This window comes from Aquabacterium sp., from assembly GCF_035476535.1.
Lineage (GTDB): Bacteria > Pseudomonadota > Gammaproteobacteria > Burkholderiales > Burkholderiaceae_C > Pseudaquabacterium.
The window spans coordinates 1-20,261 of the sequence record NZ_DATILJ010000299.1; the positions used below are offsets into that span (position 1 = coordinate 1).

Annotated in this window: 13 protein-coding genes; 2 read left to right on the top strand and 11 right to left on the bottom strand. The window is 70.5% G+C overall.

The window, feature by feature from the left end:
* The 9 genes from VLK61_RS28740 to VLK61_RS28780 form a co-directional block, all read right to left on the bottom strand.
* Positions 1-4,117: MG2 domain-containing protein (locus VLK61_RS28740; RefSeq protein ID WP_325426537.1), on the bottom strand; the 4,117-nt coding region annotated here is incomplete at its 3' end.
* Positions 4,118-4,132: 15 nt separating this feature from the next.
* A complete protein-coding gene (locus tag VLK61_RS28745) occupies positions 4,133-4,786 on the bottom strand; it encodes a DUF1175 family protein (protein ID WP_325426539.1) in 654 nt (217 codons plus the stop codon).
* Complete coding sequence (locus tag VLK61_RS28750) at positions 4,783-6,417, bottom strand: DUF2138 family protein (protein ID WP_325426541.1); 1,635 nt, start codon at positions 6,415-6,417, stop codon at positions 4,783-4,785. The genes VLK61_RS28745 and VLK61_RS28750 overlap by 4 nt, the downstream gene beginning before the upstream one ends.
* Positions 6,418-6,480: 63 nt before the next feature.
* Positions 6,481-7,611 carry a WG repeat-containing protein gene (locus tag VLK61_RS28755; protein WP_325426543.1) on the bottom strand — a complete coding sequence of 377 codons (1,131 nt, stop codon included), beginning with the start codon at positions 7,609-7,611 and terminating at the stop codon, positions 6,481-6,483.
* 114 nt (positions 7,612-7,725) lie between these two features.
* Positions 7,726-10,641, bottom strand: a complete 2,916-nt coding sequence (locus VLK61_RS28760) for a response regulator (RefSeq protein ID WP_325426545.1) — start codon at positions 10,639-10,641, stop codon at positions 7,726-7,728.
* A 16-nt stretch (positions 10,642-10,657) separates the two neighbouring features.
* Positions 10,658-11,086: a response regulator gene (locus tag VLK61_RS28765; protein WP_325426547.1), complete on the bottom strand. Its 429-nt coding sequence runs from the start codon at positions 11,084-11,086 to the stop codon at positions 10,658-10,660.
* Positions 11,076-12,554, bottom strand: coding sequence for a sensor histidine kinase (locus tag VLK61_RS28770; RefSeq protein WP_325426549.1), 1,479 nt, complete (start codon positions 12,552-12,554; stop codon positions 11,076-11,078). The genes VLK61_RS28765 and VLK61_RS28770 overlap by 11 nt, the downstream gene beginning before the upstream one ends.
* 168 nt (positions 12,555-12,722) lie before the next feature.
* The gene (locus tag VLK61_RS28775) at positions 12,723-13,859 is read right to left on the bottom strand and encodes an S-adenosylmethionine:tRNA ribosyltransferase-isomerase (protein ID WP_325426552.1); all 1,137 of its coding nucleotides are present in this window, start codon (positions 13,857-13,859) and stop codon (positions 12,723-12,725) included.
* Positions 13,856-14,578 (bottom strand): SDR family NAD(P)-dependent oxidoreductase, encoded by a 723-nt coding sequence (locus tag VLK61_RS28780; RefSeq protein ID WP_325426554.1) that lies wholly within the window; start codon positions 14,576-14,578, stop codon positions 13,856-13,858. The genes VLK61_RS28775 and VLK61_RS28780 overlap by 4 nt, the downstream gene beginning before the upstream one ends.
* A 192-nt stretch (positions 14,579-14,770) precedes the next feature.
* Between VLK61_RS28780 and VLK61_RS28785 the strand changes: the two genes are divergently transcribed.
* Together VLK61_RS28785 and VLK61_RS28790 are read left to right on the top strand one after the other, a co-directional pair.
* Positions 14,771-15,382 (top strand): helix-turn-helix domain-containing protein, encoded by a 612-nt coding sequence (locus VLK61_RS28785; RefSeq protein ID WP_325426556.1) that lies wholly within the window; start codon positions 14,771-14,773, stop codon positions 15,380-15,382.
* A gap of 47 nt (positions 15,383-15,429) precedes the next feature.
* On the top strand, positions 15,430-16,449 hold the full coding sequence (locus tag VLK61_RS28790; RefSeq protein WP_325426557.1) for an aldo/keto reductase: 1,020 nt from the start codon (positions 15,430-15,432) through the stop codon (positions 16,447-16,449).
* Positions 16,450-16,462: 13 nt separating this feature from the next.
* Here the strand turns inward: VLK61_RS28790 and VLK61_RS28795 are convergent, their stop codons facing one another.
* Together VLK61_RS28795 and VLK61_RS28800 are read right to left on the bottom strand one after the other, a co-directional pair.
* A complete protein-coding gene (locus VLK61_RS28795; protein ID WP_325426559.1) occupies positions 16,463-18,214 on the bottom strand; it encodes a hypothetical protein in 1,752 nt (583 codons plus the stop codon).
* 35 nt (positions 18,215-18,249) lie between these two features.
* Entirely contained in the window at positions 18,250-20,238 is a 1,989-nt protein-coding gene (locus VLK61_RS28800) for an OPT family oligopeptide transporter (RefSeq protein ID WP_325426561.1), read from the bottom strand.
* Between the last annotated feature and the right edge of the window lie 23 nt (positions 20,239-20,261).

The following is a 20,261-nucleotide window of genomic DNA, read 5'->3' on the forward strand; positions in this document are numbered from 1 at the left end:
TGGCGCCGCCGGCCAGCGTCAGCGACGCCGGCCGCGGCGCGCCCTCCGGCAGGCTCCAGATCACGTCGCCGCCGGTGCTGCGGCCCGCCACCCAAGGGGCGGGCAACGCGTTGGCCTCGACCCGCAACTCGGGCCGTGCGCCCAGCGCCTTGTGCAGCCAGACCAGGGCCTGGGCGCGGTCGAAGGTCGGCTGTTCGCCGCGCACTTGGGCCAATAGCGCCTTGGCGCGTTCGCCACCGCCGCGCTGCGCCAGCACCAGCAGGCTTTGCACCAGGGGCGACGGTGAGCTCGCGATGCGCTGCGCTGCCGCGTCCGCCTCGCTGCGCTGCACGGGCGTGGCCTGGCCGGCACGGGTGTGCACCGCCAGCACCAGCGCGATGTCGCGGGCATTCAGCTCACCCGCCGGCACCATCACGAGGCTGCCGCGGCGGGCAGCCAGCGCCGAAGCATCGCCGGCCGGCGCGGCGGCCAGTTCATCGAGCAAGGCGGCCAGCAGCGAGTTCACCGGCAGCCCCATCTCCTGCATCCAGTGCAAGGCCAACGCGCGCTGCAGCGGCGGCTGTTTCACGCCGTTCTTGGCATAGACATCGAGCAGGCGCTGCCAATGCGCGTCCGGCAATGTGGCCTTCAGCGCCTGCGTGGCGCGCCAGTCGGCGTAATAGGCGTAGGCGGTCAGGAAGGCATCGTCGGGCATGCCGCGGCCCCACCAGCCGAACTGCGCCTGCGGCCCGGCCATCTGCGCCAGCGACAGCCGCGCCGTCGCCACACGCTGCGTCAGCTGTGGCGCCAGGGCTTGTTGATTGACCGACAGCGATTGCAGCGCCAGGCTCAACGGCAGCAGCCGGCTGGCGGTCTGCTCGACGCAGCCATAGGGGTAGTCGGCCAGCTCGTCCAGCCAGCGGCTGAAGGCGCCGGCCGCGGCATCGGCCGCCAGCGTCACGCGCACACGGCGGGCGTCGGCCGGCAAGGCCAGTGTCGCGCTGCCGCTGCTCAGGTCCAGCTGCTGCTCACGTGGCGCGGCCCAGGCCTGCGGCAGCCGGCGCAGCGGCGTGCGCAGGCTGTCGACCAGCTTGCCATCGGCGCGCAGGCTCAACGCCAGGTCCACGGCGCCGGCGCCTGCCGCATTCGTGCCGGCCTGGCCGGCGCCCTCGGCATTCAAGGGCAGCGTCACGAAGTTCGCACCGGGCTTGAGCTTGACGGTCTCGCGGACATTCACGCCCGGGCCGGTGACCGCCCATTCGACGGGGCGCTCTTCCTTGCCCTGGTTGAACAGCGCGACGCTGGCCAGCGCCTTGTCGCCTTCGCGCTGCCAGTCGGGGCTGGTCCACTTGGCATAGAAGGCCTTGTCGCTGCGCAGCCAGGCGGTCTGCTGGCCGACCAGCCCACCGGCCTCGATGGCGCGGCCGGTGATGCGCCAGCGCGTCAGCGAGTCGGGCATCGTGAAGCTGAAGCGCGCGCGGCCGCTGGCATCGGTGCGCAGGTTCGGCAGCCAGGCGGCAGTGTCGACGTTGTCGCGTCTCGGCCGCTCCAATACCTTGATAGCGCGCTCGTTGACCTGGCGCTTGGCCGGCAGCTGGCCGAGCTTGCGCGTGGCCAGGTCGTAGCCGATGAAGCTGAGCGAGGCGCTGGTGCGCACGTTGTTGCGCCGCGGGTGGTAGAAGAACTCATCGATGCTCGGTGCGATCTCGGGCTGCAGCACGTAGATCATCTCGTCGACCACGCCCACCGCCACTTCGGCCGGCGCCGGCTTGCCGTTGACCAGCGTGCTGAGCTCGACCGTCACCGTCTCGCCCGGTGCATAGACCTCGCGCTCGGGCTTGAAGGCCAGCGTGATGCGCGGCTGCGTGATGCGCAGGCCCTGGTTCTGGAACACCGCATCGCCGTTCTTCACATACGCCACCGACAGCGTGATGTTCGGGCTCATCGCCTCGGCAACACGCAGCCGCACCTTCCACTGGGTCGGGTTCAGGCGTTCGCTGCTGAAGCCGCTGCCAGCGCCGGCCATCAGGCTGGCCGCTTCGACCTGGTCGCGCTCCAGCGTCAGCAGCGCCTGGTCCACCGGCTCGGGAAAGGTGATCAGCGCTTCGGCACTGTCGCCGGCGTTGTAGGCCGGCTTGTCGAAGACGATGCCTATGCTGCCGGCCGGCGCCTTCTGGCCGTCGCCGCTGACCCAGTGACTGGTCGCGGCGACGATGCGGTGCTGCTCGTCGCGCAAGGTCACGGTGTAGGAGCCGGGTTGCTTGAAGCTCAGCGAGACGGTGTCCGCAGCGCTCAGCTTGCCGCTGTCCTTGCTGCGGTCTTCCAGGCGCAGCCACTCCCAGCTGACCGGACGCAGCGGTGCCGCCGTGCTGCCGGCGGCCGTGCGCTGGCTGGGCGCCAGGCGGAAGGCGACTGCTTCACCGGGCCGCGAAAACTGCGCCTGGGGCTGCAGGCGCCATGCGGCAGCACCGCGCTCGACCAGGATCTCGCGCGAGCTGCGCACGCGGTAGGCCGCGCCGTCGGTGGCCAGCGCCGTCAGCACATAACGGCTGGGTTGCGCGGCCTCGGGGAAGGAGAACGCGGCGATGCCGGCGCTGTCGGTGACCAGTTCGTCCTGCGCCAGCTTGGCGGCGAAGGCGCCGGTGTAGTCCAGCTCGCCCTCGACCATGCTCAGTGCCTGCACCCGCGCGCTCAAGCTGATGCGCGCGTTGGCCACCGGCTTGCCGTCCGGGTAGGCCAGCTGCAGCTTGCCGCTGACTTTGTCGCCGGTGGCGAAGTCGCTCTTGTCGGGCAGCAGCAGGATCTCGAAGTGCGGCTTCTGGTAGTCGGCAACCCGGAAGGCCGCGGTGTAGACCTGGTCGCGCAGCGCCAGGCGCAGTTCATAGCCGCCGGCCGCCGCGTTGTCGGGCAGCAGGAAGCGGCCGTCGGCACCTGTGGCACCAGAGAACGCCAGGGCCTGTGTGGCCACCACCTGGCCGGCGGGGTCCAGCGCGCTCAGCGTGATCTCGCCATCGGCCAGCGGCACCGATTCACGCGCGGACTTGAACTCGCGGGCGCTGACTTTGACCATCACCGCATCGCCCGGCCGATACAGCGGCCGGTCGGTCACGGCATAGACCTTGGCGTTGTAGATCTCGCTGTCGTAGTAGAAATTCTCCGAGATGAAGACGCCGCCGGCGGGATCGACACCGAAGACATAAGTCTGCTCGGGCGACGTGCGTTCCATGCGCAGCAGGCCCTGGGCATCGGTGCTGCCGCTCTTGAGCACGCCGATGCCGTCGGTCCACACCACGCGCGTGGCCGGCACCGCGGCGCCGTTGCCGCGCTGCGCGGCCCACACCAGCATCTGCGCGCCGGAGACCTTGGTCAGCGCCACCGTGTCGCTGACGAACAGCAGCGTCGTCGCGCGGTGCTGGCCGGCCGTCGCTTCGATCAGGTACAGGCCCGGCTTCTTGGCCGCCAGCGGCACCTGCACATTACCTTCGGTGGGCTTGATGAATTCGCTGCTGCTGCCGGCGAGCTTCAGGTCCTTGGGCGGTGCGATCGGCTGCGCGACATGCACCGGGTAGCGGAAGCGCTCGACCACCGGCAGCCCGGGCAGCGTGCGGAACTGGCGCGGTTCCTCGAAGGTGGAGGGCTTCAGCAGGTCCTTCGGCGTCTTCAGCACCGGCGCCTGCGTGGTGACGGCGCGCCGTGCCTCGCTGGAGAACAGTTGCTGCCAGGCCAGCCGGGCCTTGACGACCCAGTTGTCCCAGACATGCGTCAGCGTGTTGGCCAGGCCGTCGCCGGCCGGCTGCGCCTCGACCTGGATGCGGTGCAGGTTGCGCTGCTTCTGCAGGAATCCCAAGGGATCAGGGACGCGGTAGACGACCACGTCGACACCGCCCACCGTCTCCAGCTGCTGCGGCGCGTTGATCTCCAGCCGCACGCGTGGTTTGTCGGCCGAGCCGTAGGTGGCATCGGTCAGCAGGAAGAAGGGCTCGCCGACGAAGGGTTCGCGGTGATTGGACAGCGGCGCCGGTTCGGCCGTCGCGGGCTTGGCGGCATGGCCGGCAGGCAGGGTGGCGATGAGCACGGCCACCAGTGCGGCACTGCTGAATCCGCGCATCGCGGTGAAGAACTTGCAGAAGGAGATCATCGTGTGCACAGCGTGTCAGCGCGCCAGGAAGGCCAAGCGGTACAGGCCGCTGAAATTCGGGTTGTCGGTGGCGGGGCGCCAGCGCGTGTCCTGCCAGTTCATCAGCTGCGCGGCACGCAGCGCGCGCAGCCCCGTGTCGCCGGGTTCGTGGCGGCCGGTGTGGTAGGCGATGTAGGGGCCCATCCAGACCATCAGGTGCTGCTCGTCGCCGAAGTCGTAGAACAGCAGGTCACCGGGTTCGGCCTGGCTGAGCTGGCGCGCGACGAAGCGCGTGTTTTCCTGCACCAGCTCCAGCGCGCCGACATAGGCCGCGCGGCTGCCGTCGACGCGGCGCCAGGCATGGCGCAAGGCCTGGGCCGGTGCGGCATCCAGCGCCGGCGGCAGGCGCTTGCCGAGCAGTCCCATGGAACGCTTCCAGGCCAGGTCGTGCTCGCGCAGGGCCTCGGCCACGGCAAAACGCACCAGGCCGGCGCAATCGCGGTGGGTCCAGCGCGGACTGGGGCCTTGTTCGAGCTGGGCATGGATCAGCACCAGCAGCCAGTCGCGGAAGCGCCGGCTCTGTTCGCGGTCCAGCGACGGCGGAGCTTCAGATTCGGCCTGACTTGCAAAAGGCGCGGCCACTGCTGCCAGCAAACAATGCCGGCGTGTGAACCCGGTGGACGAACTCATCGCGCCGCCTTCAGCGGCTGCCAGTCCAGCGCCTGCCAGCCTTGAGCGTCGGCGGCGCCCTGTGGCAGCGCATGCGACGCAGGCAGCTTGCCGAAGGCCGCGAGGCGCGGCAACAGCTGCTGGTCAGCCGCCTGCCGGAAACTGGCCTGCTGCGGCGTGATCACCGCCAGCGCTTCGCGGCGCAACAGTTCGGCCACCTGCTGCGGCGCCACCAGCGCCAGCGTGCCGGGGCGTTCGCCCAGTGTGTCGGCCAGGCTGGGATAGCGGCGCGCGATGCTGGCCTGGGCCTGCTCGACCAGCTCGCCATCGGGCGAAAACACCCACCAGTCGCCGGCCCGTGCAAAGCGGGATTGATAGGCCGAGTTGTCGCCCTCGCGCAGCGCGCCGTAGGGTGCGTTGACGCGCGCCTGGGTGCCGCTGGCTGCTTCGCCGGACAGCTCGGCCGCCGTCGGCAACCACCACTGCGCGAAGTTCGCCAGCACCGCCGCGCCCGGCGCCGCGCCCTTGGCATGCGCCACCAGCAGGGGCGTGTGCAACTGCGAGCGCTCGTACCAGCAGATGGCCGCGGGACCGTCGAAGGCATCGGCCATCGCGCTCAGTGCGGCCTTGCGATCCGGCGCCGGCTCACTGCCTGCGGCCGAGGCGGCAGGCGCCGCCGTGGCTGTGTCGGACAACACCGCCTTCGTGCGCGCCCAGTCCACCGGCAGCAGCGCACAGGCCGCGGCCTGCGCCGGCAGCGCGGGCCAGGGTGCCGGGCCGGCCGGTGCGGCCGCGCTGCGCCTGACGAAGCTGCGCAGGTTGCGGCCGCCGGGCGCCAGATCGACGCGCAGCGCCTGCAGCGAGGGGAAAAAATGCTGGTAGCCGAAGGACAGCAGCGTGCCGCCGGCCACCAGCGTGTGGCCGGCGCCGGGCGCGCCCAGGCCGAAGTGCTGGCGCCACAGTGCCTGCGCGCCGTCGTCGCCGGACAGCAGGCTCTCGAGCACCTGCGCGGCTTGCGGGTCGGCCTGGCGCTCGGCGTTGAACAGCAGGCCGGGGTCGGACAGCACGACCACCCGGTTGCCGCGCGTGGCAATCGCCAGCGTGCGGCGCGGCGACAGGGCCAGCGCATAAACCGGCTGCGACGACCAGCCGAACAACGACGACTTCAGAGCGCCGATCAGCGTCAGCTGCTTGTCCTTCGCGGCGACCGCGGCCAGGCCCTGCAGTGCGCGGGCCACGCTGCCGCGCGTCATCGCCATCGCCCAGTGGCGCGGCGCACCCTTGCCGTCGGTCCACAGCGCCACTTCGGCGGGTTCGTCCAGCGCCAGCTCGATCAGGTTGTCGGCCAGCGTCGGCTGGTGCTCGAAGGCGATGCGGCGCAGCGCGCCGCCCAGGCCCAGGCGGTCTTCATGCTCCTCGTAATAGAACGCAAAGTCCTCGGTGAGGAATTCGCGCAGCACCGGGGCCTTGACGAGGTCGCGCGGCAGCGCCGACAAGGACGCGGTGCCGATATAGGCCATGGGCTGGCGCAGGTCGACGCCCAGCGCGTTGATGCGGCCGTCGAAACGGTTCCATTGCAGCGCCACGGTGGCCAGCGCAACCGTGCCCGCCAGCGCCAGTGCGCCCAGGCCGATGATCCATTTGCGGTTCACGCCGCCTCCCCCTCGAATTCGATGTGCGCGCGGACTCTAGCGCACCGGTTTCACGTCCTGGTGTCAGGACTCGTTCTTCCAGACGAACTGGCCGTCGGGCCGGATGTAGCCCGACATGCGGCCCGCACCGACAAAGGCCAGGCCGTTGCCGAAGGGCCGCGCGAAACTGTATTGCGGCGTGATGACCATGCGGCCCTGCTTGTCGATGTAGCCATGCTTGCCACCGACCTTGACCACCGCCAGGCCCTGCGAGAAGGGCCACACGCGTTCGGCCTCGGGCTGCAGCACCAGCTTGCCCGTTCTGTCCAGGAACTGCGGCTTGCCGTTGTCCTTGACCAGCGCCAGGCCGTCGGCGAAGTCTTCGGCCGTGTCGTAGCGCGCGGCGATCACCAGCGTGCCGCGCTTGTCGATGTAGCCGTACTTGCCGTCGACCCACACCCGCGCCAGGCCTTCCCTGAAGTCGCTGGCCTGGGCGTAGCGCGGCGCCACCACCAGCTCGCCGGCCACCGTCATGAAGCCCTGCTGGCGGCCGGACCACACGCGCACCATGCCGTCGCTGCTGAGGCCGACGAAGTCGACGCCGGCCGGCGTGATGTCGCGGCCCTTGGCATCGAACACGCGGTGCGTGCGCTCTTTCGACTCGGCGCGCACCAGGCCGCCGCCGGGTGTCAGCAGCTTGTCGTGCGCGGCGGCCAGCACCAGCTTGCCGCTGCGGTCGATGGCGCCGTATTTCAGCGCGCCCCAGGCATCGGCAATGCCGACGACGGCCAGGCCATCGACGAAGGGCTGCGCATCGTCGAAGGCCGGGGCGATGACCAGCTGCCGTTTCGCATCGGCATAACCCCAGCGCGGCTTGCCCTGGGCGTCCTTGCCGCGCATCGGCGCCAGCCCGTCGGCAAAGGGCAGCGAGAGTTCGTCCTGCGGCTCGATGACCAGTCGGCCCTCGCCGTCGGCATAAGCCGTGCGGTGGCCCTTGCGCAGCATGATCAGCGGCTGGCCGATGCGCAGCTCGGCGTATTCGGGCGGCAGCACCACGCGGCCTTCGAGGTTGATCAGGCCGTGCAGGTCGCCGCTGCGGATCGGGAACAGCGGCGGCAGCGCCTGGCTCTGCGCGCCCAGCGGCGGCAGCAGCGCCGACAGCAGCGCGGCGGCGCGAGCGCACCAGCCGATCGTGGAAAGGGATTGGCGCTTCATGGCAAGGGGCTCCTGAATCGACCCGCAGTCTGCGCGGCCGCGGTTTCACGGCCGCTGCAGGGCAGGTGGTTCAGGTGTTTCGTTTGTAGCGGCGCCGGCGGCCGGCCCTGCGCTTCAGGACGGGCCGGAGGTGCGCAGCGTGGCCAGCGCGCCGATGGCCGTGTCCAGCGCCTGTTGCAGCGCCGCCAGCGGTGCCTCGACCGGCTGGTTGTGGCGCAGCGCGGCTTCCAGTTCGGCGCTGGCCGTGGCCACGCCAGTGGCTCCCAGCGTCGCGGCACTGCCCTTGAGGTCGTGCGCCCGCAGGCGCGCCGCATGCAGGTCGCCGCGTTCGATCAAGTCCCGCAGCGTCGCGGGCGTGTCCGCTTCACGCTTGGCGAACATGTCCAGCAGGCGCCAGATCAGCGCCTCGTTGCCGGCGAGGCGCTTGCGCAGCGCCGGCAGGTCGAAACTGACGGCCCCGGCGGCAGCGCCGTCAATCGCAGCCGGGACGCCGGCCGACGCCGCATCCGGCGGCTGCGCCGGCGTGTCCGCCGACGTTTGTGTCGGCGCCCGTGTCGACGTCTGTGCCGGTGTCTGTGCCAAGGTTGGTGCCGACGTGTCGACCGGCACCGGCGCCCCCAGGTGCTGCTGCAGCACCTGCAGCAGCCGCTCGGGCATCACCGGCTTCGCGACATGGCTGACCATGCCGGCCGCGAAGCAGCGCGCGCGGTCTTCGGGCATCGCCGCGGCGGTCATGCCGATCACCGGCAGCCCCGCATGGCCGGTCAGCGCATGGATGCGGCGCGTGGCTTCGAGGCCGTCCATCACCGGCATGTGCAGATCCATCAGCACGGCGGCAAAGTGGCCGGCACCGGCGCGCGCCACCACCGCCACGGCCTGCGCGCCATCGGCCACCATGCTCACTTCCACGCCCATGCGCCGCAGGAACTGCATGGCCACCAGCTGGTTGGTCTCGTTGTCCTCGACCACCAGCAGGCGCAGGCCGGCAGGCAGCCGGGCCGCGGGCTGCGGCGCGGCCGCCCGCGGCATGACCAAGGCGGCCTGCGCGGCCATGGCCGAGGCCGGCATGCGGCCCAGCCGCACGGTGAACCAGAACCGGCTGCCGACGCCGGGCGTGCTGTCCAGCCCGATCTGGCCGCCCATCATCTCGACCAGGCGCTTGCTGATCGCCAGGCCCAGGCCGCTGCCGCCGAAGCGGCGGGTGATGGAGTTGTCGCCTTGCGCGAAGGCCTCGAACAGCGCGGCGCGTTGTTCGGGCGGGATGCCGATGCCGGTGTCCTGCACGACGAAGCGCAGCAGGCAATCATCGGCGGCGTCCGTCTGCGATTCGGCCGGCAGTTCGGACACAGGTTCTGCCAACGCGACCGAGACGGTGATGCGGCCGCGGTCGGTGAACTTCACGGCATTGCCAACCAGGTTGTTCAGCACCTGCGACACGCGCAAGGCATCGCCGCGCAAGCCCCTCGGCAGGCCCGCCGCCAGCTCGACGGCGAAGGCCAGGCCCTTCTGTTCGATGCGCGCGATGAACAGGCCCTGCACCCGCTGCAGCAACTCGGGCAGGTCCAGCGGCAGCTGCTCGAAGCGCAGCTGGCCGGCTTCGATCTTCGAATAATCGAGCACGTCGTCGAGGATGCCCATCAGCGCCATCGCCGAGGCATGCACCTTGTCCAGGTAGGTGGCGGCCGGCTCGGGCAGCGTGGCGTCCAGCGCCAGGCGCGACAGGCCGATGATGGCGTTCATCGGCGTGCGGATCTCGTGGCTCATGTTCGCCAGGAAGGCGCTCTTGGTGCGCGCCGCGTCCTCGGCCGCATTGCGGGCGGCCACCAGCGCGTCGTGCGCGGTGCGCTGCTCGGTGGTGTCGCGCCCCATCACCAGCAAATGCGGCTGGCCGCCGCGGTCCACCCGCGCAAACGACAGCGCGTGGTGCGTGATGCGTTCGTCCGCCAGCGGCCACTGCGCGTCCATCTGACGCGGCAGGCCATCGGCCAGCGTGGCCTCGGCCTGTTGCAGCAGGCCGGTTTCCTGCCAGGCCAGGCCGCTGCGGAAATTGCGCCCCCGCATGTTCTCCAGCGTGAGGCCGGCGTTGCGCGCCGCCGCGGCGTTGGTGATGACGCAGCGGCCATCGGCCTGGTAGACCGAGATGCCGACCGGCGCGTTGTGAATCACCGCCTCGCTGAAGCGCAGCAGCTCCTCGGCGCGGGCCTGCGCGGCCTTGATCAGCGTGACATCGATCACCGTGACGTAAAAGCCCTGCACCTGGCCTTGTTCGTTGACATCGGGCCGGTACTCGACCTGCGCATGCCGCGCCGGCTGGCCGTCGGACGCCGGCGTTTCGCGCTCATAGCGCCGCGCCTCGCCGCGCAGCGCGGCCTGCAGGTGCGGCCAGGCTTCGTCCAGCTGCGCGCTGTCCAGCACCTGCTGGATCGGCAGGCCGGGGATCTGCTCGCTGCGGATGCCCAAGCCCTCCTGGTAGGCGCGGTTGCCGAAGCGGATGCGCAGGTCGGCATCCCAGTAGCCCATCATCGCCGGCGCGTTGTCGAGGATGTTGCGCAGATCGCGTTCACGCTGGCGGATGGTGGCGGCCTGCTCGTCGACACGCTGCTCGAGCTGCTGCTGCAGCAGCTGGACCTCGCGCTTGAGGTGCTGGCGTTCCAGGCTGCGCTCGATCGAGCGCACCAGGCCCTCGGCGCTGAGCTGCGGCTTGGCCAGGTAGTCGGCCGCGCCTTCCTGCATCGCGTGCACCGCCAGCGCCTCGCTGCCGGCGCCGGTGACCATGATCACCGGGCAATCGGCATTCGCCTCGCGGCGCAGCAGCGTCAGCAGTTCGGCGCCGGTCGTGTCGCCCAGGTTCTGGTCGAGCACCACGCAGTCGAAGTGCTGCCTGCGCACCATTTCAAGCGCCTCGGCGCCGGACGAGGCCTGTTCGGCATGCACCGCGAACGGTGAGCCGACCAGCAGCCGCAGCACACGCTCACGGTCGACGTCATCATCGTCGACGACCAGCAGGTTCAGGGGCAGCGGGGCGGTCATCAATGCCGGCCCGGCATCACGGCAGTTGCACCGCGGTGTGGTAGTCGGTCAGCAGCTGCGCGAGCTTGGAGAACTGCGGCCCGACCGCCGCCTTGACCATGTAACCCGCGATGTGCGCGTGGTAGGCGCGGGTGCGGTCGCTGTCGGCGTCGGAGGTGGTGAGCACGAACACCACGTCGTCGGCCAGTGCCGGGTCGTTGCGCAATTGCTGCAGGAACTCGAATCCGTTCATGCGCGGCATGTTCAGGTCCAGCAGGATCACGCGGGGGCGGGGCACACGGCGTGCCGCATCCTCGCCGCGCAGCGCGGCCAGCGCCACCAGACCGTCTTCGGCCCACACCACCGGGAACGGCGCGCTGATGCGGTTCAGGCTGCGCAGCACCGATTCAGCGGCCACGTCGTCGTCCTCGACGAGCAGCACGGTCAGCGGGGTCTCAGTTTTCATCACTTGTTCTCCGTGGGAAGCGCGGCCACCAGAATCGCAGGCTGGTGCCCCGCTCGCCCTCTGCCGTCCTCTGCACCGGCGACACCAGCTCGATGCGCCCACCATGCACTTCGACCAGACGCTTGGTCAGCGCCAGGCCGATGCCGGAACTGCCCCGTTCACGCGCGGTGAGGGTCTGGAACAGCTTGAAGATGCGCTCCTTCGCGGTTTCGGGCACGCCGGGGCCATCGTCGGTGACGCTCAGTTCGCAGAAGCTGTCGTCGTTGCGCGCGCTGACGCGGATGTGGCCGTGGGCGCGGTCGTGGTGTTTCACGGCATTGCTCAGCAGGTTGCGCAGCACCGTTTCCAGCGGCGTGCGCGTGGCCGGGAAGGGTGCGACGGCCAGGTCCAGCGTGATCTCGAAACCCGCCGGCAAGGGCTGCATCTCGAGGATGCCGCGCACCAGCGCGGAGAGGTCGACCTGCGTGAACTCGGTGGCCGCGCGGCCGGCGCGGGCGTAGCTGAGCAGGTCGTCGATCAGCCGTTCCATGCGGCCAATGCGCTGGCTGATGCGATCGAGGTTGCGCTGCACCTCGGGCGGCGGCTCGACCAGGTCGGCATTGATCCACTCCACCAGGTCGGCGATGCCGCGCAAAGGCGAACGCAGGTCATGCGAGGCGACGTAGGTGAACTCCTGCAGGTTGGCGTTGGCCTGGCGCAGCTCCAGCTCCAGCCGCTTGCGCACGCTGATGTCACTGACCGCCGCCAGCGTCATGGTCTGGCGCTGCCAGCGCACGCGCGACAGGCCGATTTCCACCGGCAGCTCGCTGCCGTCGGCATGCAGCGCGGTGAGGTCCCGGCCGCGGCCCATCATGCGCGCTTCACCGGTGCGGCGATAACCCGCCATCAGCGCGCCATGCGCGCCGCGGTAGCGCTCGGGCAGCAGGCGCTCCAGCGGCTGGCCGACCAGCGCCGGCGACGTGTGGCCCAGCGATTCGGCGATCACGCGGTTGGCCATCACGATGCGGCCCGCATCGTCGACGATCAGCAGGCCATAGGGCGAGGCATCGAAGAGCCCGCGGAAGGCCCATTCGAGCGCCAGCCGTTCGCTGATGTCGACCACCGAGGCCAGCACCAGCGGCCCCTGCGGGCCGGACAGCGGGTTCAGGCCGATCTCGACCGGGAATTCATGGCCATCGGCGCGCCGCGCGTAGAGCACGCGGCCGGCGCCCATGGCGCGCGGCTCGGGCCGCTCGAAGAAGGCATCGCGCAGCGCCACATGGGCTTCGCGCAGCGCGCCGGGCAGCAGGTTTTCCAGCGTCTGGCCGACCAGCGTGCCGGGCGCGTGGCCGAACATGGCCTCGAGCGCGGTGTTGGCGGCGACGATCACGCCGTCGCGGCTGACCAGCACGAAGCCGTTCGGCGCGGCATTGAAGGCCCGCGCCAGCAGCTCGGACGAAGGGCTCGCCGGTGTCGTGCTTGTGCTCATGCTTGCGCGCGACGCCAGGCTGCGTCGGTGCATGGCTGGGGCCCAGGGCCCCACTCCCACTGTCGTGCGCGCATGGCGCGGCTCCCTTGACTCTTGTGATGCCTGGTGGCGACGTACAGCCCCGCCAATATAGCGCCGGCCCGTCAAGCCCAGCCCGAGCAGCCCTACTTACGACGTGTGGCTGAGTCCTGTTTGCGACACAGTGCACTGCGATCTGCGGCCAACACGCCACAGCAGCACCGAGTCGCCGTACTCGTGGCCGCGGTAGCCGGCGGTGTGCAGCGCCGCGTCCATGCGCGCCAGCGTGGCCCCGTCGGTGAAGGCGCCGAGCAGCGCATGGTGGCTGCTGCCCGGCTCATGCGCACCGCTGACCAGGCCATCGACGATGCGCAGCGGCGTGTGCCGCGACAGGCGGTTGGTGGCCAGGCCTTCGCCGGGCTGCAGCGCGCCGGATCCGGTGGCGTGCGCCGGCGCGCCCTGTTCGGCAGGGTGCTCTAGCGCGCCCTGTTCGGCCGCGTGCTCCAGCGCCCGCGTGACGGTGGTGCCCAGCGCGACGATGCGGCCGCCGGCCGAACGGGTGCGCTCGATCGCGGCCACCGTGGCCGGCGGGATGCGGTAGGGCTCGTCCAGCGGCAGCCGCTCATCCAGCGCGGCATCACCGGTGGACGACAGGCCGGCGGCATGCGTCAGCGTCGCGAAGCCGATGCCGGCGGCACGCAGCGCATCGAGCAGCGCCCAGTCCAGCAGGAAACCGGCCGACGGCGGCTCGAAGGCCACCGGCAGCGCGGCGATGCGGGTCCAGCTGTCCCACAGCGCCAGCGGCTGCGCCAGGTAGGCGTACTGCACCGGCCTGCCATGGCGCGCGATGCCGGCCCAGATGGTGTCGGGCACACCCTCGAAGCGCAGCGCGATCAGCCGCGGGTGGCCCAGCAGCCGGCGCACATGGGCGCGCAAAGGGCCCAGCAACAACACATCGCCAGGTTCCAGCGGCGGCGGCGGCGGGCGCTCTTCGGTGCGCTGACGATGATCGCCGGGGCCGAAGACCACCGCGCTGAAGTCGCGCACCGCGTCCACCGCCAGCGTGGGGCGGCCGGCCAGCCGCACTTCGATCGCCGTGCCGCTGCGGCCATGCTGGCCGTGCAGGCTGGCCGGCAGCGTGGCGGCGTCGTTGGCCACCAGCAGGTCGCCGCGGCGCAGCAGGTCGGGCAGCGCACTGCGTGCGTGGTGCTGCAGCCGGCCGTGTTCGTCGATCTGCAGCAGCCGGGCGTCGTGCGGGCGCTGGATCGGGTGCGTCGCGGCTTTCATCGTGTGGCCTCCGGTACAGCGGGGGCGAGCCAGGCCTCGGCCAGCCAGCCCAGCAAGGCCTCGGCGGCGCGCGCCGGCGGCTGCAACGTGGCTGGGTCGGCATCGGGCACGGCCAGCGCGTGCAAGGGCGTGTCCATGTCGCCGGGGTCGCGCTCGAAGACGCGGATGCCCGAGGCCGCGAGTTCGGCGTCCCAGATCGCCGCCAGATGCCGTGCCGCGGCCTTGCTGGCGCCATACGCACCCCAGCCGGCGTAAGGCGTGAGGGCCGCGTCACTGCCGATGTGCAGCACGGCCGCCGGCCGGCCTTCGCGGACCGACGCGGCCAGCGCGCCAAGCAGCGCACGGGTCAGGCGGAACGGGCCGAGCAGGTTGGTGGCCAGGGCCAGCTCAAGCGCTTCGCACTCGGTGTCGGCCAGCGGCCGCAAGGGCACCGGTCCCAGGCTGGAGGCGTTGTGGATCAGCAGGTCGATGCCGCCCAGCGCGGCACTCAGCTGCAGCGCGATCGGATGCGTCTGCTGCTTGTCGGCGACGTCGCCGGCGATGCCGTGGCTGCCGGGGTGGGCGGCCGCAACACGGGCCACCTGGGCGGCCGTGCGGGCGACGAAGGCGAGCTCGGCACCACGCTGGCGCAAGGCCTGCAGGAGGGCGAGGCCGAGGCCCGAGGTGCCGCCGGTCAGCGCGACGCGCAGGCCGGTGAAGGTGGGGGCAGGGTGGTTCATGTGGGTCTCCGGTGGCTGTGCTGCCACGGTAGGCGCGCCACGCCGGCGCGGCCAGCGCGATGTCCAGCCGCTTGGCGTTTGCTCGATGCGCTGGACACGGCCGGCCGCGCAGTGAAACCTGGCGTTGCCACTTGCCTGCATCCCCTCGCGTGCGGCTGCCTTCGGCTGACCCGGGGCGCGCAGAATGGCAGCATGGTCGCCCTGCCTTCCCCTGATCCGCCAACATCGGCAACGCCGCCGGCCGCCGACCGCACCGCCACGCACCTGGCCCGCAACCTCACCAGCCTGCGCCACGCCCGCGGGCTGACGCAGCAGCAGCTGGCCCGCGGCACCACGCTGCCGCGCTCGACCATCGCCAACCTCGAATCCGGCGCCGGCAACCCCTCGCTGGCGGTGCTGGTGAAGGTGGCCGCCGCGCTGGGCGTGCCGATCGACGAGCTGCTGGCCGCACCCCGTGCGCTGGTGCGCCACTGGCCGGCCGACGAAGTGGCCGCGCGCAGCAAGGGCCGCGGCGTGCAGGTGCGCGACCTGGTGCCCGAACCGGTGCCCGACGAAATGATGGAGTTGATGGACTTCGAGCCCGGCGCGGTGATGGGCGGCACGCCGCACCTGCCGGGCACGCGCGAGTTCTTCAGCTGCCTCGATGGCCGCGTGCATCTGATGGTAGCGGGCGAGCGCTACGCGCTGCAGGCCGGCGAAGTGCTGGCCTTCCCCGGCAACCTGCCGCATTCCTACCAGAACGCCGATGCGCTGCGCCCGGCGCGCGGTGTCTCCGTTGTCGTGCTGGCCAAAGCCGGCGTCTGATCCCTGTCCCGATGAACATCGACCTGCCCCTACCCCTCCCTCCCGCCATGACCACGCCACTGCCTGCCTACCAACCCCTCGGCCACAGCGGCCTGAAGACCTCGCCGCTGTGGCTGGGCACGATGATGTTCGGCGACCAGACCGACGAAGCCGAAGCGGCGCGCATCGTCGCCGCCGCGCGTGAGGCCGGGCTCAACGCCATCGACACGGCCGACGTCTATGCCGGCGGTGAATCGGAACGCATCGTCGGCCGGCTGCTGAAGGCCGAGCGCTCGCGCTGGGTGCTGGCCACCAAGGTTGCCAACCCGGCCAGCGAGGACCCGAACGAGCGCGGCACATCGCGCCGCTGGCTGATGCAGGCGGCCGAGCGCAGCCTGCGCCGGCTGGGCACCGACTGGATCGACCTGTACTACCTGCACCGCGACGACGACAGCACGCCGATGGAGGAAACCGTGCACGGCATCGGCCGGTTGATCGAGGCCGGCAAGATCCTCTACTGGGGCGTCTCGAACTTCCGTGCCTGGCGCGTGGCGCAGCTGGTCGAGACCGCGCGGCAGATGGGCGTGCCCGCGCCCATCGCCTGCCAGCCGCCCTACAACGCCATGAGCCGCCAGATCGAGACCGAGCTGCTGCCCTGCTGCGCGCACCACGGCCTGGGCGTGGTGGCCTACAGCCCGTTGGCGCGCGGCGTGCTGACCGGCAAGTACGCGCCCGATGCGCGCCCCGAACCCGGTAGCCGCGCCGCGCGGGCCGACAAGCGCCTGCTGCAGACCGAATACCGCGCCGAGTCGCTGGCCTTGTCCCAGCACTTTGCGGACTATGCCCGCCAGCGCGGCTGGACCCCCAGCCAGCTGGCCATCGCCTGGGTGCTGAACAACCGCCTGGTCAACGGCGTCATCGGCGGCCCGCGCACCGCCGCGCAGTGGCAGGACTATCTCGGCGCCTGGACGCTCACTTTGTCGGCGGAAGATGAAGCCTTTGTCAGCGCCCTGGTGCCGGCCGGCCATGCCTCGACGCCGGGCTACACCGATCCGGTCTACCCGGTGACCGGACGGGTGCCGCGCTAGCCTCGCCCCACCGTCAGAAGAACGACACGCGGCTCAAGATCTCGCTGTCATTGCGGTCCAGGTACTGCAGGTTGAACTCGGTGTAGGTCTTGATGTTCAGCTCGGACGGCCGGGCCGACACCGGCAGGCCGCTATAGCTGACGGCCGTGCTACCGGGGTAGGCGAACCGGATGTAGCGGTAGGCCGGGAAACTGGCGCCGGCCAGGTTGCCCAGCTTGGCGCCGGAGAAGTACTCCCAGGCCTGGTACAGGCGGAAAGCACGGGTGTCCGACACGCCGCCCAGCGCGGTCCAGCTCAGGTTCACCGGCACTGGCGCGGCGCTCATCACGTTGTTGCGCAGTTGGACCTTTGACTGGCCGCCGAAACTCAGGCGCGGGAACTTGTCGGCGCTGGTGCCGCTGCCGGCCATCTCGACGAAGCTGTACGACAGCTTGTCCAGCGTCGCGCTGTAGGTGGCGATCGGCGTGCGGCCGACATGGCCGTTGACGGTCTTCCAGCCGTCGTCGTTGTAGACCGAGAAGACATAGGTGCCGCCGGCCACGAAGCCCTGGGCCGCGTAGCTGCTGTCGGCCGCGGCATTCGGTGTCGAGGTCGTGAAGCCCCAGTTGTCGCCGCCCGTGCCCTGGCCGGCGCAGTCGGCGGCGCCGACCACCGGCGGCACCGAGCTGGCGCCGCCGCTGGCTTGGCAGTAGCGGAAGCTGTCGTCGTCACGCCAGTTCAGGTAGTTGCCGGCCTTGCCCAGCAGCTCCGGCGCGCTGCGCATCACGCGCGGCGACAGCAGCTTCAGCGAAAACGGCGTGCTGACGCCGTTGATCTGACCGGTCGGTCCGGGGCCTTTGACGATCACATAGGTGGCATGGCCCAGCGGATCGGTGATGAACCAGCGCAGCTCGCGCCGGTAGGTCACCGCCGGCGACTGCGCCGCACCGGTGCTCAGGCTGTAGCGCTCGTCGCGGATGTTGCGGGCCCGCACGGAGGTGTGCACGACCTTCTGGTTGCCGAGAAAGCGCCAGTTGCTGCCGGTCTGCGCGGTGTTGCAGTAGGGCGTGCCGCTGGAACTGCCGCTGATCAGCGTGGACTTCAGGCCGATGTCGGTCGAGCCGTCGGGGTAGTGGATGTCGTACTGCAGATCCACTTCGGTGCGCATGCTGCCGTCGGCGTTGTGGCTGTGGCGCGAGGCCAGCACCTGCAGGTTGGTGCTGCTGCGGCCGACGCTGTAGCCCTCGCGGGCCTGGTAGTCGGCGACGCTGCTGTCGGTGTCGCTGACGAGCCAGTCGCGGTTGCGGCCGTCGTGCAGGTAGCAGGCATCGACCAGCTGCATGCGGGCCGCGCCGGACGCGGGCATGGCCGTGGCATACAGGCCGTCGGCGGCCTGGAGCAAGGCCGTCACCCCGGCCAGGGTGTCGGCCGGCAGCGCCTCGGCGGTCTGCAGTGCGAAGTTGTAGTTGCCGTCGTTCAGCAGCGTGACGTTCAGGAAAGTCACCGCGCCGACCTTGACCGCCGGCAGCGTCAGCAGGTTGGTGGCGGGGTCGAAGCGGGCCACCGCCACGCCGGCGGGCAGCTGGGCCGTGGCGCCGGTCAGCGAGAAGCTGTAGTTGCCGGTGTTCAGCAAGCTCACGTTGCTGAAGGTGGCGGCTCCGACGCTGACCGTGGGGATCGTCAGCACGCTGGTCGCCGGGTCATAACTGCTGACCTGTGCGTGCAGGGTCAGTGGCAGGGCCAGTGCGCCCATTGTCAGTACCCGGTAGCTCATCTGGATCGCCATGATCTTCGCTCCTGTTGCGCCACGGGGCGCTGCCGCTACTCGATCAGCACATTGATGATCGCGTTGCCGATGCCCATCAGCGCCGCGCCGGAAATCAGGCCGGCGCAGATGGCCTCATAACCTTCAACCCACACGGTGTGGCCGCGCGTGCCGGCCTGCTTGTGGCGCGCGGCCATGCCCCAGAAGATCAGCGCGCCGACCCACATCGCAAACGTCGATTCGGGCGGCAGCACCACGCCCAGGCCGATCGACACCGCCGACAGCGGGAAGCGGCCCTTGGTGGCCACCCGCGCCAGCTCGATCACCAGCGCCGACACCGCGGCCACGCCCATCGCGATGAGCGCCGAGGCCGGCAGGCCCTTCAGGCCCTTGGCGATGATCTCGGCCACGCCCTTCCATTGCAGCGCGGCCGGCATCGCGAACTGGTCGGAGACGATCGTGCCGGCCGAGCGCACACCGTTGGCATCGGCCGGCAGGAACAGCAGGAAGTACAGCGGCACGCAGGCCAGCACGCCGGAGACGATGCCGATGACATGGCCGACCGCCTGATGGCGCGGCTTGCCGCCGAGCATGTAGCCGGGCTTGATGTCTGACAACAGGTTCGCGGCGTTCGATGCGATCTCCGCCGTCATGCCGGCCGGCAGCAGGTTGCTGGCCGGGTTGCTGCGGTCGATCGCGCCCATCGTGAACTGCGTGATCTTCGACAGCGAGCCAGTGGGCGTCCACGAGGTCAGCGCCATCGAGTTGGTGCAGATCACCGTGAGCACGAAGATCAGCGGCAGCGAGACCAGCGCCAGCAGCATCGGCACGCCGAAGAACACATGGGTGATCCAGGCGCCCAGCAGGCTCAGCAGCGGCACGCCGATGTAGGACACGATCAGCGGCAGCTCGATGTGGCGCAGCACATCGGCACCGCCCCCGGCCGGCGCCCGCTTGCCGGCCACCGACTTGAAGGCCGAGCTGAACAGCTCCGGCTTGGCCAGCAGGCTGACGATGGAGCCGACGACCATCATCGCCACGCCCCACCACAGCGACCACTGGTTGACGATCTCGGCGCGCGAGATCGGCACCGGCGCACCGGTGGGGCCGATGCGCGCGACGATGTCGCCGGCATTGATCATCATCGGCGCCAGCACGACGAAGTTGATGAAGGCGCCCAGCACGCAGCTGGTGGCCACCGCAATGCCCATCAGCCCGCCGACGCCCAGCATCGCGGCGTCCAGCGTCAGGCGCAGGCCGAGCTGGCGGATGTCGACGCCGCCGATGCTCGGGATCATCGCGCCGGCCTTGGCGGCGAACTGGTAGTAGTAGGTGTCCAGCCGCTCGTGGATGGCCCACGGTTCCTTCAGGCCGGCCCACTGGTGCAGGCGCAGCAGCTTGAACTGCAGCAGCTTCATCCAGCCGTCGCTGACGAGCGCCTGCCACACCGCCGTGCCCGCCGCCGTCCAGCCCAGCAGCCGGGCCTTGAACATGCCGGCCGCGGCCGCGCCGGTGTACAGCGAATCCAGCACCACGCCGCTGGCGCGACCCTCGGGGAAGGGCAGCTGGTCGTCGTTGATGAAGCGGCGCTTCATCGGGAAGGCGACGAGCACGCCGATCAGCGCGATGACGATCAGCCAGATCATCATCTGCCACCACGGAATCACGATGCCGGTGACCAGCATGTAGGCCGCCAGGCTGGAGATCAGCGGCTGCGTCATGTAGCCGGCCGCGGTGGCGATGGACTGCGTGCAGTTGTTCTCCAGGATCGTGAAGTCCGCCGCCAGCCCGGCGCTGTGCAGGATGCGGAAGATCGCAAAGGCCAGGATCACCGAGGTCAGGCCGACACCGATGCCGATGCCGGTCTTGGCGCCGATGTACAGCGCCGTGGCCGCCAGGATGCCGCCGAGTAAAAATCCCGTCAGCCCCGAGCGCAAGGTGAGCTGCGGCATGTCGCCGCGGAACACATTCTTGAACCACCACTCGTCCTTCTGCTGGCGGCTCCAGTCGCGGACCTGTTCGTCGGTGAGTTGCTGCAGCGCCATCCCGGGGCCTCCCCTTCAACGAT